The sequence below is a fragment of the Yersinia nurmii genome, from assembly GCF_001112925.1.
GTDB lineage: Bacteria > Pseudomonadota > Gammaproteobacteria > Enterobacterales > Enterobacteriaceae > Yersinia > Yersinia nurmii.
The window spans coordinates 145,555-161,785 of sequence record NZ_CPYD01000004.1; the positions used below are offsets into that span (position 1 = coordinate 145,555).

Sequence of the window (16,231 nt, forward strand, 5' to 3'; positions counted from 1 at the left end):
AAACCATTCCCTATCAAAAGGATAACCGAGATGAACCAGTCTGATTCTGCTCTCCATCAGGGCACGCCGGGGGTCAGCGTGCTGGATAACCGTGGCCACGTTATACGAGAGTTACGATATTATCGCCATCCAGATACCCCGCAGGAAATTGCTGAGCGTATAGCTTTTCATCAATTTGATCGTTATGGGTTTATTTCTCAAAGTCTCGATCCGCGTCTGGCGGAAAGACGAAAGATGGATAGTTCGGTTAAGCCGAATTTATCTTACTTTACGACCCTTAGCGGCGAAGTTTTGCGCACAGATGGCGTTGATGCAGGCACAATCTTTTCCCTGAATGATATTGCCGCTCGCCCTGCCATCAGCATTTCCGCCACCGGCGTGTCACATACCTGGCAATATGAAGGTGCAAATCGGTCGGGGCGGGTACTCAGCCGCAGTGAAAGGGAGAAAGATCGAGAAGAACGAATTATTGAGCGCTTTTACTGGGCTGGCAGTGATGTATCGCAAAAAGCGAACAATCTCGCGGGGCAATGCTTACGCCATTATAACAGTGCTGGGCTGAATCAAACTCTGAGCATTGCGCTCACAGGAACGCCTTTATCCGCGAGCTATCAGCCAATGCTGGAGAGTGCAGAGCCAGACTGGCAGGGGACGAATGAGTCGGCGTGGCTCGACTTATTGACTTCGGAAATTTTTACCACTTACAACCGAGCCGACGCCAATGGCGAAACCTTGGTACACACTGACGCCATGGGGAATACCCAGCGGTTGGCCTACGATGTGGCCGGTTTTCTTAAAAGCAGCTGGCTGAGTTTAAAGGGCGGGCAAGAGCGGATCATAGTCAAATCGCTGACCTATTCGGCCGCCGGACAAAAGCTGCAAGAAGAGCACGGTAATGGTGTGCTCACCACTTATAGCTATGAGGCGGAAACTCAGCGTTTAATCGGTATCAGGACCGAGCGTCCAGCGGGGCATTTATCGGGGGCCAAGGTGTTTCAGGATTTGCGTTATACCTACGATCCCGTCGGTAACGTGCTGCGTATTACCAATGACGCGGAAGCGACTCGTTTCTGGCGTAATCAGAAAGTCGTGCCAGAAAATACCTACATCTACGACAGTTTGTACCAATTAGTCGGTGCCTGCGGGCGCGAAATGGCAAACATTCCGCAACAGGGCAGTCAGCTTCCCACATTGTCTCCGATTGATGACAACGCATATACCAATTACATCCGCAATTATCGCTATGATTCTGCGGGTAATTTGATGCAAATCCGCCATACATCAGCCGCAACCAATAACAGTTACACCACTAATATAACCGTTTCAAAATATAGCAATCGTGCAGTATTAAGCTCGCTAACCGACGACGCGGATAAAGTGGAAGGATTCTTTGATGCAGCCGGACGTCAGAATCAATTATTGCCAGGCCAAACGTTAAGCTGGAATGCGCGTGGTGAACTGGCGAAGGTCACGCCGGTTGCGCGCGATGGGCAGGAATCTGATAGTGAAACATACCGTTATGATGCTAATAGCCAGCGCGTTAGCAAAATGGCTATTCAGCAGTCCAATAACAATACACAAACTCGGCGAGTGCTCTATCTGGCGGGTCTGGAACGAAGAACAATTCATCAGGGTAATACGTTGTTTGAAACGTTGCTGGTGGTAAAAATGGGCGAAGCAGGCCGGGCGCAGGTGCAGGTCATGCACTGGGAGCTTGGGAAACCCACTGAAGTGGCTAACGACGAGCTGCGTTACAGCTACGATAATTTGATTGGCAGCAGTGGGTTAGAAGTAGATGGAACCGGGCAATTGATCAGTCAGGAGGAATATTATCCCTATGGTGGTACCGCGGTGTGGATGGCGCGCAGCCAACGAGAAGCGAGTGATAAAGCCTATGGATATTCAGGTAAGGAACGGGATGCCACGGGGCTGTATTACTACGGTTTTCGTTACTATCAGCCGTGGGTTGGCCGCTGGCTGAGTGCCGATCCCGCGGGGACGATAGATGGGCTGAATCTATTTAGAATGGTCAGGAATAACCCGATTGTACTTCATGATCCTGATGGTTTGGCACCGAGTTTGTTTGAGCGCATCAGTTCATTTCGAAAGAAAGACACATTAACTATTTCATCCCTCAAAGGAACCGGGCCATTTTATACCCGCGCAGAAAGTGAGATTGACATTGATTTCCTGTTTTCCAGACAGGATAGGGATAAAGACTTTCCGCCTCAAAACCACAAGGGACTTTCTGCTGAAGATCGTCGAGAGGTGCTAGAAGTTTCCTCAGGTGAGAATATCACCTCCGCAAATAAGTCTGCTAAATGGTATGCGGGAATACATTGGGAAACTAAACCATTAAAAAATAATACTGATCTGGTGGTTCTTCACAACGGTGTACAGGGTGCCGCAGGGATTAATATCAATTTGAATGATATAAAACCAGGTCGCTCTGTGCTCGTGACGGCTGGGACATTAACCGGATGTACGATGATTACCGGCGTTAAGGGGAATAATTTTTATGCTTTGCATGCCGGAACTGGAACACCATCCGAAAATTGGCTAACGGGTGAACACGGAGTGACAGATAATTTCAGACTGTTGAATAAGTTAATTCCGGATGCCGGTATTGCACTGAATCCAGAAGCTGCTAATGACAGCTTATTAACGATATTGGATTATTTCGATAAGGGAACTATCGCCTACAACGGTAAGAAAGGCAGTGAAATACATAGAGACGCAGATAATATTCTAAATTACCGAACCGAAGGTTATGCAAATACCGTGGGTGTATCTTTCAGCCTATTAACAAAAGATAAAAATGGTGAGGTTTCGGCATCAACGTTATTAGAACTTGGTGAGCTAAAACCACATAAAAAACATAGAACAAGAGGCGAGTTTGGTATGACTGAACTGAAATACGAGGCCAGAAAAAATACCGCCGTTAAATTACGCTGAAGCACTAGCCTGCCTGATTTAGTCATTTATTTAATCGGGCAGGCTATTTTCATTCTCACTATGCTGTCTTTATATTTTCAAACTGCGCTATCAAAAATAGCCATAAATAATATGGATTGCCGAGCAACATTACTTTTAGTCCACAATCGTATAGTTCACATTTATTGAGCGTATTCGCCTTCATGTGCTCGGTTTTTTCATGTTTAACCAGGAGATATTTATGAACACACAGCTGTTTAGTCAAACCCCGTTGGTCACGGTGTTTGATAATCGTGGACTGAGCGTTCGCGATATCGCGTATCGCCGCCATCCTGATACACCCAACGCGACGGAAGAATGTATAACCCGTCATCAATTCGATTTTCGTGGTTTTCTAACGCAGAGTGTAGATCCACGACTAAATCAGAAAGAAGTTGCCAACTTTTCTTATCTAACTGATTTAAAAGGTCATATTATATATACACAAAGCGTTGATGCGGGTGGCACGCTAGATCTGAACGATATTGCTGGAAGATCTGTTATAGCGATGACCAATATCAGCAGAGGAGAGCGCGGTAAGGAGGACCTCAGTCTGGCCGTCACCCGAACCTTTCAGTATGAAAATGCTCCATTGCCAGGCCGCCCACTGAGTGTAACCGAGCGGGTGAACGGCGAAAACGCGCGGATTACAGAGCGTTTTGTGTATGCTGGCAATACGCCACAGGAGAAAAGTCAGAACCTCGCCGGGCAGTGCGTCAGTTATTACGATACGGCCGGTCTGGTACAGACGGACAGCGTATCATTAACGGGTAAACCGTTATCTGTTAGCCGTAAACTACTGAGAGATTCGGACGATACGAGCATCATGGCCGACTGGCAGGGGAGCGATGTTTCCGCCTGGAATAACCTGCTGGCAGCAGAAACCTATACAACTGCGACCTCCACGGATGCGACGGGTGCGGTGCTGGCAACCACTGACGCCGTGGGCAATCTGCAACGTGTAGCATTCGATATTGCGGGCCAACTGTCAGCGAGCTGGCTGACGCTAAAAGGAGGGGAGGAGCAGGTTATCGTAAAGGCGCTGACGTATTCTGCCGCTGGACAGAAGCTACGTGAGGAAGGCGGTAACGGTGTGGTAACCACTTATACTTATGAGGCGGAAACTCAGCGTTTGATAGGTATTAAAACCGAGCGCCCGAACGGTCATGCCGCTGGCGCGAAAGTGCTACAGGATTTACGTTATGAATACGATCCGGTCGGGAATGTTCTCAGCATCACTAATGACGCAGAGGAAACGCGTTTTTGGCGTAATCAAAAAGTGGTGCCTAAAAATGCCTACTGTTATGACAGCTTCTATCAATTGGTCAGCGCCAGCGGGCGCGAAGTCGCGGGGGCTGGCCAGCAAGGCAGTGCTTTACCTTCCACCCTCGTGCCTCTTCCCTCTGATGATTCGGTATATACGAACTATACCCGCACTTATACCTATGATTCTGCGGGTAATCTGATACGTATCAGACACAGTGCGCCCGCGACTAATAATAATTACACCCTAAACATCACCCTGAGTGAGCGCAGTAACCGTGGCGTAATTAGTTCGCTAACTGAAAACCCTGCTGATGTGGATGCGCTCTTTAGTGCAAGTGGAAACCCTAAGTGGCTACAACACGGGCAGAGCCTTATTTGGACACCGCGTGGCGAGTTGCAAACCGCGCTTTTAGTGGCACGCGACGGAACGGCGGATGACAGTGAAAGTTACCGTTATGACGGCAGCAGCCAACGTATTTTGAAAATCAGTTCGCAGCAAACGAGTCACAGTGCACAGGTGCAACGGGCGCTGTATTTGCCTGGATTGGAATGGCGAACTATTACTGGTGGCGTTGCGGAAGCGGAAAACTTACAGGTTGTCTGCGTCGGTGAGGCGGGGCGTGCTCAGGTGCGTGTACTACATTGGGAGAGCGGAAAACCGGATGGAATAATCAACGACCAGATACGCTGGAGCTACGATAACCTCACTTGCAGCAGTGGCCTGGAAGTGGATGCCAATGGTCTCGTCATCAGTATGGAAGAATATTATCCCTATGGCGGAACTGCCGTGTGGGCGGCACGGAGTCATATAGAAACGGCTTATAAAACCGTCCGATACTCAGGAAAAGAACGAGATGCAACCGGGCTGTATTATTACGGTTATCGATACTATCAACCTTGGGCGGCCCGTTGGCTTTCCGCCGATCCTGCGGGTACGGTTGATGGATTGAATCTGTATAGAATGGTGAGAAATAATCCACTGCGGCTTACCGATCCAGATGGAATGGCTCCATTAGATTGGCTGGATTTGGATACGACTAATGCATCTGGGGATATCGTTAAGGCCATTTACCAACAAAATCAGAGAGACGGGCCTCATAGAGGCGTTAGAGATATTTATCAACGTATGACTGAAAGTACCGGGATGATTTTACAGGAGACATTAAATAATGAGGCAGTGCTAAAAGGTATTAAACAGAAAGACAAAGAAAAAAAATCAAGAGGAATGAAATTTACCCATTCAAAATTAAAAAACTACGCCGCTCATGCGGGTGTTTTAAATACGCTGCAACCGGATGCAGTTTATAAAGATGGTTTCCTTAATCTTCCCGGAAGTTTGGGTAATAAAAATACCTTCCCTGGTGTGGAACTGATTGAGGATAAAGTGAATCCGGCATTGAGTCAGTATCATCCTGATAATCTAGGGAAAAGCCGAAAATGGAGGCCAGAAGCGAGCCTAGGGTATTACCGTGTTGCAGATACGGAAGCATTTATCTCTGGCATCCGTGGCCAATATGAATCATCGGGAACAGATCTTCATGCGGTGGTTGAAGGGCGAATTCGGGATCATCTTTTAGCAAATAATAATGTTTTACCTAAAATGGCCGGGATTGCCGGTTTACATGCAGAAGTTCAGGCGCTGAACTATATTGTTTCCAATCCAGATATTGAAGGCGGAAACGCCGAGAGACTTAACGGTAGTTATATCTTTACTCAACGGCTGGTTGGGAATGTGAATGAAGATTTCCCCGCCTGCTATAACTGCTCCGGAATTATATCAGGTTTGGAAAACGTCATGACCGGACGAGTCAATAATGATGTGAGACTAAAGCGTCGAAACTCATTTTAGGCCAGCGCGCATCGCTGAAATAGAACGTGATGTGATAAAAATCATTTTTTGTTTAGATATGAATGCGTAAGTTAGACCGTTCCCAATATTGGGGGCGGTCAACCTTTTGGTATCATGATATTTATATACTGGATTAATAACGGCTAGTCGGATGAATTCTAGATTATAAGATGTTTAATAATAATCCCGCTCTCAGATCCTGCGAATGTCTGACTCAGTCAAATGACTTTCTACGTACATCATAATTTTGTCTTAATGTTATTTAATTAATGTAAATGCCTTAGTTAAAGCTTTTATCTGAGTGAACTCCAACAGATCTTTCGGGTTAAATGATTTACTGTGGCGACTATATTAAAGGCTAAGTAATTACCAGTGATTTTATTTTAAATGAATAGCAGGGTAAATAATTCTATTGCCTTGTCAATATGACATGTTCATAAGAGTAATTAATGTAGATTGAATCTATAGATCCGGCTCTTGTAAACGAGTTAATTGATTAGTTTTTCATATAACGCTAAATTTTTCTTTTGCTATTCTATACTCCGATGAGTTCTACATCACGTTGAGAGTTGGCTATCATTAATCCACATTGATATTAACTGAGGTGACTATTTTGAATAGTAATGTTTCTATTTGTGAAAAAGATGCTGCTGGGATACATTTGTTAGAGCAAGCAATGGGATTTACTTATCAAGGTGCACTTAGAGCGGCAGCTATTTTAGGCGTGGCCGATCATTTGATCAAAGGAGCGAAGACGACAGAAGAACTCAGTAACGATATTAATGTGGACAGTCAGGAATTATATCGAGTTTTGCGCATGCTAGCATCGCGAGATATTTTTGAAGAAATGAAGGATGGTAAGTTCGCCCTAACACCGGCAGCGAGGTTTTTATGCTCAGATGGACCTGACTCCCTTAGACATGCTGTATTGATGTTGACCGATGAAACATTGTGGGGGCCTTCAGGTAATATGGTTGAAAATTTACGTGGTAAGTCTGCCTTTAAAAATATATTTGGCACATCATTCTATGAGTATTGGTCACAGGATCATGCTAATGAGGTTGGGTATAGTTTCCATACAGGGATGTCTTCGATGTCTACGGTGGAGAATAGATTTTTAATTCGTAGCTATGATTTCCCTGAAAATGTAACGGTAGTTGATATTGCTGGCGGCATGGGGGGGTTATTATTAAACGTGTTGCGAAGTAACCCAACGTTACATGGTATTTTATTTGATCGACCAGAAGTATTGGAAACGAATAGGCTTGGGGAGTTAGGTGATGATTCTCGTTGGAAGTTACAGCCTGGGAGTTTTTTTGAATCCTGTCCTACCGCTGATATTTATTTGTTGAAATACATCGTGATGGATTGGCCTGACGAACAGGCAAGAAAAATATTAAAATGTTGCCGTAAGGCAATGCGACCAGACTCTAAAATTCTTATCATGGAAGCGGTTATTCCAGAAGATAATAGTTGGCATGGTGGTAAAGAACTGGATATGTTGCTATTGGCTAGTTTTGATGGTGGCCAGTCACGAAGTGAGGAACAACTGCGAGAATTATTAGCCAGCGCAGATTTAAAATTAAATCGTGTTATCGACACCGGCTGTTATGTTTCTATAGTTGAAGCTGTTATCGGTTAAATAAATGGATTTTATTTTAGTCAGATTCAAGTCATTTTACGATATTAAATTCTTATAGTTTTATGGCCGTGATTTTGATGGCGTGGCGTTACCACGGCCAATGTGAATAAATTATACCAATATAATGCTCCTGAAATTCATTCATGTTTTATTTATATTCAGAATCACTACTACAATTGAGCTTTTACCCCACTGAAAAGTCAACTCTATTTCCATCACATTCCCGTAACCTGCTGTTACAACATTTTCGAAAAATAAACAATTCTATACCTCCTGCCTGTATTGGCATGCAGATTTTCAGGATGAAAAAGCTGGATATTCTTAGATGGTCGTGAAATTAGTATTAGCGACCTATATTATCGATTTTTGAAAGTATCTTTTGTTTGAAACCGTTAGCTTAAATAAGCTTATTTAAGATTGTTTAAGCTTATTGCGGGGTTTGGGTTTATATCTTGGTCCAATTTTTTTGCTGACTAAATCTGGACACTCTGGTGTAGTTGATTCTTTTTGAACCCAAAACCTTATTTTGGCAAGAGCTCCGTTATAAATATCTGTCTATTCATCTGATAATTCCCCCAGCTTTTATTCAGGAACATATTATGCCTTTATACCCTTTAGCGCCCAATAATCGTCAGGCTTCAATTGAATCACAGTTAATTGCAAATGCCACTACCCCGGAAGAGCGCGCCGAGGTTAAAAATCTATTTGCTCAGATAAAGATGCTGCACAATGTTCCAGAATCGCAGGTGGTGGTGCCAACAGGCCGACCAAATATAAAAAATATCTTCTTGCAGGGGCTATTAGCACAAGGGGGCATGTCGTTAACATCCGGGCGGGCTGCGCCTGGGCTGATCGCAGAACACGGAGCTAATCCTATAGCCCAAACGCTGGGGCAGGTTCGAAATTTACAGCCGGAAATTGCAACCGCTCCCATTCTTTTAACCAAAGAAATAAAGCCGCGTATGCCACGCTATGCGGTATTTTCACCTAAAACAACGCCTAAACCGCCGGTTCTGGATGACGTTAAGATTGTCAAAATGTTTGATTTTTCCTGCATGAATAACGGAGAAAACCTGACTTTTGCACAAATACTACGTCAAATCGGTAAAACTTTGAGGCAGCCAATTACCATGATGACGGTTGAAAGTAAGAATATAGATAGCTGGAATAAAGGCCAAGGATGCCCCACGGATCAGCAAATAGAGGAAGCGACCAATATTACCGCGAAGGTTGACTCTATTACTTCTCAGCTTTTAACTTTCTTGCCCGGTAGCCAGCCTTTGGCCATTGCTCAATATATTGTTGGGCCTTTGCTGGAACACGCGGCTAATGATCTTGAAGGAAAGCCTACTTCGCCAGAAGAGGAGCTAAATTTATTACAGCAAGTGACTCAGCAGGCCAAATTCAGCATAGGTGCCAGCACGCATAGCGAACAGCAACGCTTATGTACCAAGCCAATATCTGAACCGAAACTGCCACAGGTCGATCTGCCAAAATTCCATCTGAAGGATGGGGTTAACCATATTAAACTGGCGATCAATGGCAAACGTCATGATGTTCCTCTCCTTGAGCATAAAGGGAAAAGTTTCGCTGTATTGCCTAAAGGCAAAAATGGCGGAGAACGCCGCCAGCAAGTGTATTTTAGCCACCTTTCGCAGGAGTGGAAAACGACTGGCGATGGTAAATTCATTCGCTTTAGTAAATTAGACCAGCGTGTGGCACATGAACTCTCCCTTAATTCTCATCATCGCCATAAAGCTGCCGATGGCAACACCAACGTTTATAGCGTGCATAATCCTTTTCCATCGCCGCCTCAGCGATTGCAGGCCATTGAGCTTTATGGTCGATTAGTACCTTATCGCTACGATGCGGCCAGTCATGAGCAATTTGTTTACGATGCTAGGCAGCCAGAATCCGTGGGGCATAAAGTAGAATATGCGAATAAAGAATGGCACATTAAAGCGCCGGTCTCTTTGGATGTGGTACCTGAACTGTCGACGGCCATAGGGAAATATGACATTCAACCGCTGAGGTTGAATGAAGCGAAGCTTTCTGCACCAAATCATTTTGGTATTCAGCGTACCAGTAACGGAAAGCAGGTGCTTAAGATTGATGGAAAGCATTATTCAATTTCTCAGCAAGGCAAGCAGTTAGTGCTGGGGCATAGAAATAATATTCCTATAGAGCTGGCATCAGAGGGAGGGCATAAAGTAAAACTGGGATTGGCGAATACAGGAACGGCAGGCAATAAGGCATTTAATCTGGTAGACCTGCCAATAATTGGTAAACCCTTGAAGGTTAAAATGGCTCGTAAGGTTATTACCAAATCCTTACCCATGGCTAAAGCCAAAATTCAACTAACGCTTGAAGCAATGGATAAGCCCGAACTCAGAGAACAAGTGAAGTTAGCGCAAAAAGCGTATTTTGGCAGAGAGTTTCCGCTTAAACCACAGCATGAAATTATACTACGGAAGACGTTGAACCATATCAAAAGTGATTTAGAGCATATTAGCGATCGTAATTTTAGTTTCGACAGTCGGGTCGGATCGAAAAATACGGTGGCTGAGTTGTCAAAAGATCAATACCGTCAGCTGGGTAGAAATCCCAATAGCAAAATAATCAATGTAGGTCGCGACGGTTTTCACACCTATTACAAAATGATGGGAAAAAGCAAACAGGCGGTGGCTGATGTATTAATTCATGAGTTGTCTCACGGCGCGCCAAACTCACTTGATTTTGTGTATATAGGTACCCAGCAGCAGACGAAAGTTGGTAACGTTGATGTGTTCGAACTGATTAATCTCGGAAATAACAATCTCAATAGCCCAGGTGCGGGTCAGGCACCGGAAAGTGTGTATGCCGGAAGCGATCTCAAAGATTTCAATAGCATTAATACTTCGGGTTCAAAGGGGTTGAAGAATGCTGATTCCATCGCACAGTATGTTTCCTTTTTGAGTAAAGCAGAACGAAATCCCGATGCTTTTAATCAGGATTATCAGTCTCTGCTAACGGCAGCGAAAAACTCCAATGACTTCCAGCAGCGTGTAGAAGAAAGCGTGCCAGTCAGCCGCAGTCGTCGCGCGATAGAGTCGATTTATCAGCCGCCGTCTGGTCTTCTGTTAGCCATAGAAAGAAATTCAGGGCGCTATCACCTCTATCGACCACTATAGAGTTTATCCGAATAGTTAAGGTTATAATGCTGTAGTGACTTCTCGCCGGATAATACGACATACTTTCTTGTTTATTCGGCGAAACCCACAGCTAATGATCTAAAAGATGACAGTATTTATATGGCAGATAGTGAAGGTGCATTGTCGATATTCAATAATATAAATATTTGTATAGATCGATAACATTGGAAATTTGAATTTTCGGAGTGCTTAACCCCGAACGTTTGGGTTTTCGTTGTGAAGACTGAAACGAGAATAGTTCCAGTACCAGAAGACAAAACAAAGAATTAGAAATAGAAGGATTATTGGCTATGGCGAAGTTTTATTAATTGGCTGCCGAAAATACGGCAGCACGATGTTAACTGTTTAGATAAGACAAAATAGTCATATATTTAATGGTTAGGCTTCAGGCATGGCCGAAGAGTGATGCGTTGATATTTTCCACTCATTGCCGTCCCAAGCATAAGTAAAGGTATAACGTGCTGAAACTGTTGATTTATCGGAAAAGGTAAAGGTATAGGTGCCAGTATCTACGGCTTTATTGCAGCCAATACGTATGGTTCGGCTATCAATTTTTCCAACGGGTTTTTTCTCCAGAAAATGCTCAAAATAATCGATACGCTCTGCTTCTGTCAGGCGTACCTTATTCGAAACCGTGGGCAGTAATACCGCATCGCTTAAGTAATTATCTGTCACTTTCTTAGCATCGCCAGTCTGCAAAGAGTCATTCCATTTATCAAATAACCGTTCAATTTGCGCCGATTCAACCTTAGTGCAAGTGGGAGCTGTTGTAGCCAAAGCGGAACCAGAAATCAGCATCAATGAGCCGAATACGCCAAGTAACTTTTTCATATTTATTCCTTTCTTCAGTGAGTTTTTCCTCCTGTCAGAAGTAACAGTAATAATATAACTAAACAATATGGTTTTAATATAGTTACATTTATTTACTATAGTTTAGGTAACTATGTAATCTGCTTTGACGTTGTTTTCATTCTGTACATTGGGTCAGGATACGTATGTAAATTATTCAGGCGATGTGTCATCTACACCAACAACGGCGGAGGCAATCAAGAAAGATTGTTCTGGAAACATTCTAAAACCGTGGCTTAACCACTACAAGGGAGAGCGATGATGGTGGCGGAAGCGATTTTATCAGATAAGACTTTGATTATTATTAGGTTACGTGTGAGGGGACAGCTTCTCCTTTAGCAAAGAGCGATCGCCGCTAGATGAAGCTATGGATTATCAAAAGAATAGAAAAGTGCCGAAGTGGGAGCTTATAGAGCGATATCAAACCTATTCCGAACAAAAAATCGATCGGGTAGCAGGATCAGTGGCAGAGGAAAAACAAGGAATAGTATTTGAATAAATTTATTGAGATGAGATTGGCGAAATTTTACGGTAGCTTTTATCTTATCTCACTATAAATTATAGGTTTTTTTAGGTTACCGTGTTTTGGCAACCGTTCGCTAAGTTTTTAGCTGTGGATTCTATTTACAGAGGGTTGCTCATGACGTTGATAGCCTACGATAAGTCTTAAAGTAACCCTTGTTTATTCTACGTATATGTTTTTCCACATATACTGCCTGTCGCTAACCGCCATTAGCTCATTATGGAAGAGCGTACGACCATTTCAGTTGTAGGTTCGGGGTTCGAGACCTCGATGGCGGACCAAATAAATAAGCAAACTGGGTTTAAGTCGATGACGGGTTCCCCTGAGATGTCCAGTTTGCTTACTCAGATTGATTCACGGCCTATTGATGGATTATTCCAAGGCTGCTGAAACCTTGCTTCGAGTATTCATGCGGTCATCGTATAATGGCTATTACCTCAGCCTTCCAAGCTGATGATGCGGGTTCGATTCCCGCTGACCGCTCCAGTTTTAAATACCACTTCAAATTGTTCCAATAAAGTGCTCCAGTTTATGGTGCTAAAGGCCAATGCGCATATTACTTCCCAACTGAGAGTAAAAATGGGTGTTCAGGTTTATTATGTCCGGCGGCTGCGGTTTATTGATGATGAGCCGGTGCAATTGGAGGATACCTGGATGCCAGTGGCTCTATTCCCCGATTTGTCTTTACGAGATAGGGTTAATTCTAGTTTTCCTATATTGAATTAAAATGCGGAATAACCATCGCTGGATGTTAGGAACCTTTATGCCAGTCGTTCCAGATAAATAAGTGGCGAGTTTACTCAACATAAGTCCCAGAGGTCTGGCTTTACAGCTCACCACTCAGGCTATTGATGTAAACGGGGGGCATCTTGACTATTCGTTATTCATCTCGAATGTTATGAGTTTCGGACCAAATATTTCTGGCTTCGCCAATGCCATGACGATCGCCGTTCTCAGCGTTAATCGATCTCAACATGAATTTTGTGCAACCACGAACTGAAGCCCAACCTGGCCTGGTACCGCGACAGTACAGTACTGGCGGAAAAAATACGCTTCTGGGGATAAGTAAACGGGGAGATAAAAATCTTCGGCGGTTGTTGGTTCAGTGTGCAAGGGCATTTATCCAGAGGATCGATAATCAGTCTGGAAAGCTGACTGGGTCAGGATGCCGTTGGCAAGAAAACATTCCTGTGTCGTGTGCTATGTACTGGCTAACGTGGCGTACGTAATTTCGTCGCAAGAAGTTAGATAGCGTCCTCGGTCAGGATCGGCGGTGCATCGCTCTGTTGTTTTGTGCAAGCGGTCAGTAGCCACTGAATATACTCTCGCTGGCTGCCAACGATCCCGTCGAGGGTGAAAATCTCGGTCCGGTAGCCGATTTCCTCCATCTTCGGTCTGCGTAGGTTGTTACGCAGCTTTGGGTGATCGGCAAGGATAACCGACAATCGGCCACCGCCGTCTTCCACCACTTCCATCAGACGCTTCAGTCTGATAAGGGTGTGTCCGTTAAGATCATGCGCTTCATCAGCAAACAACGCGACTGACCGCTTTCCCCTTTTTATCCGCTCCTGTAGTTCACGCTCGCGCCGTTCCCCCTGCTTGGGAATCTGGAGGGTTTTGTCTTGGACCCGGACGTAGAAAAGTGCAGAAATCAGCGTTGCCAGCTTGATACTGCTTTTCTCCACTGACAGTGATCTGGCGACGGTGACCCGGTTTTCTTCCCGCAAGAGTTGCTGGGGCCGACGCAAAGTCACGGTTTTTCCGCAACCCACAACACCGCACAGGGCGATCAGCCGCCCCTCAATAATCGCCGCCCTAATGTCTTTCGTCAGTTGTTTGTACGTCTCTGTTTCATAATATCCGGCCTGAGCCAGCGGATTTGTCAGACCGTAATTAAGATATTCACCTATGTATTTTTAATACTGGTTTGATGGCCGGTTTCGCCATTTTTAATATGAATGCACTGATTAAAGGAAAAACAGATTATTAAATGAGTTTTATGCACAAATAAAGTGCGTTCAGGAACGTGGTTAATCTTTTTTCATGCTCATGTTTTTGATTTTTAAGTAAAATTATAATTGGCATTGTAATTGCTAAAACTATTTCATCTTGTATACCAGATGGGATACCAATCAATGCCTGTATTAACTGTAGCGGAATGGGTCAGTTTTTATCATAAACAGCCTGAACGACTGAGCGCAGCACTTCAGCAAATGGGTAAAGAATGGCACAGCGATGATAATGCATGGATTTATCTGGCTAATGAGCAGGAAATTGATTCGCAGGTCAATCGTCTGTTACAGGAAATCAATTCCGGCGGAAAAAAGGCTAGTGATTTTCCCTTATTTGGCGTTCCCTTTGCAATAAAAGATAATATCGACGTTGCAGGAATGCCTACCAGTGCCGCTTGTCCCGCTTTTACTTATTTCCCCGAGGAAGACGCTACCGTAGTTACCCGCCTGAAAGCAGCGGGTGCGATAGCGATTGGAAAAACGAACCTCGATCAGTTTGCGACGGGATTGGTGGGAACGCGTTCCCCCTTCGGTGCGGTTGCTAACGCTTTTAACGCCGACTATGTGAGCGGTGGTTCCAGTTCAGGTTCTGCCTCGGTGGTGGCTCGCGGTCTGGTCTGTTTTTCGTTAGGTACCGATACTGCAGGCTCTGGGCGTATTCCGGCTGGTTTCAACAATATCGTCGGGTTGAAACCCACCAAAGGCTGGCTGTCTACGCGTGGTGTCGTACCGGCCTGTCGTCTGAATGATTGCGTGTCTATTTTTGCGTTAAGCGTCGAAGATGCCTATTGCGTTGCCGAACTGGCGGGAGGTTACGATCCGTTAGACGCTTATTCGCGCAGCCATCCGAAAACTACACCCGCTTGTTTCAACCAGATTCCGCGTTTTGCCGTGCCAGATCGACTGGAGTTTTTTGGCGATTTTCAGGCGGCAGTCGCATTTGAACGTTCGTTGACACGTTTAACCGAAATGGGAGCCGAGCTCGTCGCTATTGATTTCACTGCGTTCCGGGAGTTGGCCGAACAGCTCTATCAAGGGGCCTGGGTAGCAGAGCGCACTCTGGCCATTGGGGCGATTTTTCATGAGCAACCGGAAGCCATGGACCCTCAGGTGCGCGCTATTGTCGCCCATGGCCTTAACTACAGCGCCTGTGATGCTTGGCAGGCGGAATATACCCGTGCGGAGCTGGCGTTACGCATCAATCAGCAATTGAGTCACTTTGATGCGTTGGTCGTGCCGACGTCTCCCACCATTCGCACGCTCTCTGAAATAGCCGAACAGCCGGTGCGCTACAACTCGCAGTTTGGCACTTACACCAATTTCACCAATCTGGCGGATTTAAGCGCACTAGCGTTGCCGGGATATTTTCGAGCTGATGGTCTTCCTGCCGGAATCACCTTGATTGCCCCAGCCTGGCAAGATCGGGCGCTGAGTCAGTTTGGGATTCTGTGGCAATCAACTCTTTCGCAAAAAGTGGGGGCGATAGGGAAAGTACTGGCCGCGGCAACGCCGCTTGTGGCCAGCTGTCGCCATGTTCGCCTGGCGGTCGTGGGGGCGCATCTGCGCGGTCAGCCGCTGAATTCACAATTAACCCGTCGCGCGGCCACTTTTGTCGCAGAAACTCATACCGCTGCAGATTATCGCCTTTACGCCTTAGCCAATACTCAGCCTGCCAAGCCGGGGTTGGTGCGATCCCGCCATGGCCAGCGGATTGTGGTGGAACTTTGGGATATTCCGCTGGCCCATTTCGGCGAATTTGTGGCGGAGGTTCTACCGCCTCTAGGGATAGGAACCCTCACGCTGGAAGATGGTTCCACGGTGAAAGGATTTATTTGCGAACCCACGGCTCTGAACGATGCGACAGATATCACTGCTTGGGGCGGCTGGAAAGCCTGGTTAGCCCGCCATCACCGTGCCTGAGGAGGC

At 45.4% G+C, this 16,231-nt stretch carries 7 protein-coding genes, 2 tRNA genes and 4 pseudogenes; 11 read left to right on the forward strand and 2 right to left on the reverse strand.

The genetic code is table 11. From position 1 onward, the window contains the following. Nucleotides 1–30: 30 nt before the first annotated feature. The 5 genes and pseudogenes from yenC1 (at nucleotide 31) to AD970_RS06910 (ending at nucleotide 10,900) form a co-directional block, all read left to right on the forward strand. Complete coding sequence (gene yenC1, locus AD970_RS06895) at nucleotides 31–2,955, forward strand: insecticidal toxin complex toxin subunit YenC1 (protein WP_053215264.1); 2,925 nt, start codon at nucleotides 31–33, stop codon at nucleotides 2,953–2,955. Between the two features lie 220 nt (nucleotides 2,956–3,175). Next, nucleotides 3,176–5,245, forward strand: a pseudogene (locus AD970_RS06900) (RHS repeat-associated core domain-containing protein); the annotation flags it as partial. 441 nt (nucleotides 5,246–5,686) lie between these two features. Next, nucleotides 5,687–6,088, forward strand: a pseudogene (locus tag AD970_RS20530) (YwqJ-related putative deaminase); the annotation flags it as partial. A 613-nt stretch (nucleotides 6,089–6,701) separates the two neighbouring features. Beyond that, a complete protein-coding gene (locus AD970_RS06905) occupies nucleotides 6,702–7,730 on the forward strand; it encodes a methyltransferase (protein ID WP_408068305.1) in 1,029 nt (342 codons plus the stop codon). Nucleotides 7,731–8,329: 599 nt separating this feature from the next. Then, nucleotides 8,330–10,900 carry a hypothetical protein gene (locus AD970_RS06910; protein WP_049597579.1) on the forward strand — a complete coding sequence of 857 codons (2,571 nt, stop codon included), beginning with the start codon at nucleotides 8,330–8,332 and terminating at the stop codon, nucleotides 10,898–10,900. Nucleotides 10,901–11,299: 399 nt separating this feature from the next. Here the strand turns inward: AD970_RS06910 and AD970_RS06915 are convergent, their stop codons facing one another. Beyond that, the gene (locus AD970_RS06915) at nucleotides 11,300–11,752 is read right to left on the reverse strand and encodes an SgcJ/EcaC family oxidoreductase (protein WP_049597580.1); all 453 of its coding nucleotides are present in this window, start codon (nucleotides 11,750–11,752) and stop codon (nucleotides 11,300–11,302) included. A 385-nt stretch (nucleotides 11,753–12,137) separates the two neighbouring features. On the opposite strand from AD970_RS06915, the gene AD970_RS20335 reads away from it, so the two are divergent. The 5 genes and pseudogenes from AD970_RS20335 to AD970_RS18755 all read left to right on the forward strand — a co-directional run. Then, the gene (locus tag AD970_RS20335; RefSeq protein WP_268872243.1) at nucleotides 12,138–12,269 is read left to right on the forward strand and encodes a hypothetical protein; all 132 of its coding nucleotides are present in this window, start codon (nucleotides 12,138–12,140) and stop codon (nucleotides 12,267–12,269) included. 227 nt (nucleotides 12,270–12,496) lie between these two features. After that, a tRNA-OTHER gene (locus AD970_RS06920) sits at nucleotides 12,497–12,574 on the forward strand. A 130-nt stretch (nucleotides 12,575–12,704) separates the two neighbouring features. After that, nucleotides 12,705–12,779: transfer RNA gene (locus tag AD970_RS06925), tRNA-Gly, on the forward strand. Further along, the gene (locus AD970_RS20080) at nucleotides 12,750–13,019 is read left to right on the forward strand and encodes a UTRA domain-containing protein (protein ID WP_268872251.1); all 270 of its coding nucleotides are present in this window, start codon (nucleotides 12,750–12,752) and stop codon (nucleotides 13,017–13,019) included. Before AD970_RS06925 ends, AD970_RS20080 begins: the two co-directional genes overlap by 30 nt. A 275-nt stretch (nucleotides 13,020–13,294) precedes the next feature. Then, nucleotides 13,295–13,545: pseudogene (locus AD970_RS18755) on the forward strand (transposase); the annotation flags it as partial. Here the strand turns inward: AD970_RS18755 and AD970_RS06935 are convergent. Continuing rightward, nucleotides 13,541–14,203, reverse strand: a pseudogene (locus AD970_RS06935) (AAA family ATPase); the annotation flags it as partial. The pseudogenes AD970_RS18755 and AD970_RS06935 sit on opposite strands and share 5 nt — an antisense overlap. Before the next feature lie 225 nt (nucleotides 14,204–14,428). On the opposite strand from AD970_RS06935, the gene atzF reads away from it, so the two are divergent. Next, entirely contained in the window at nucleotides 14,429–16,225 is a 1,797-nt protein-coding gene (gene atzF / locus AD970_RS06940) for an allophanate hydrolase (RefSeq protein WP_157045472.1), read from the forward strand. Nucleotides 16,226–16,231 lie beyond the last annotated feature (6 nt).

Bases quoted from the DNA above. Each gene is read 5' to 3' on its own strand.
- yenC1 (WP_053215264.1), top strand. From the start codon at position 31: ATGAACCAGTCTGATTCTGCTCTCCATCAGGGCACGCCGGGGGTCAGC.
- AD970_RS06910 (WP_049597579.1), top strand. From the start codon at position 8,330: ATGCCTTTATACCCTTTAGCGCCCAATAATCGTCAGGCTTCAATTGAA.
- AD970_RS06915 (WP_049597580.1), bottom strand. From the start codon at position 11,752: ATGAAAAAGTTACTTGGCGTATTCGGCTCATTGATGCTGATTTCTGGT.
- AD970_RS20335 (WP_268872243.1), top strand. From the start codon at position 12,138: ATGGATTATCAAAAGAATAGAAAAGTGCCGAAGTGGGAGCTTATAGAG.
- AD970_RS20080 (WP_268872251.1), top strand. From the start codon at position 12,750: ATGCGGGTTCGATTCCCGCTGACCGCTCCAGTTTTAAATACCACTTCA.
- atzF (WP_157045472.1), top strand. From the start codon at position 14,429: ATGCCTGTATTAACTGTAGCGGAATGGGTCAGTTTTTATCATAAACAG.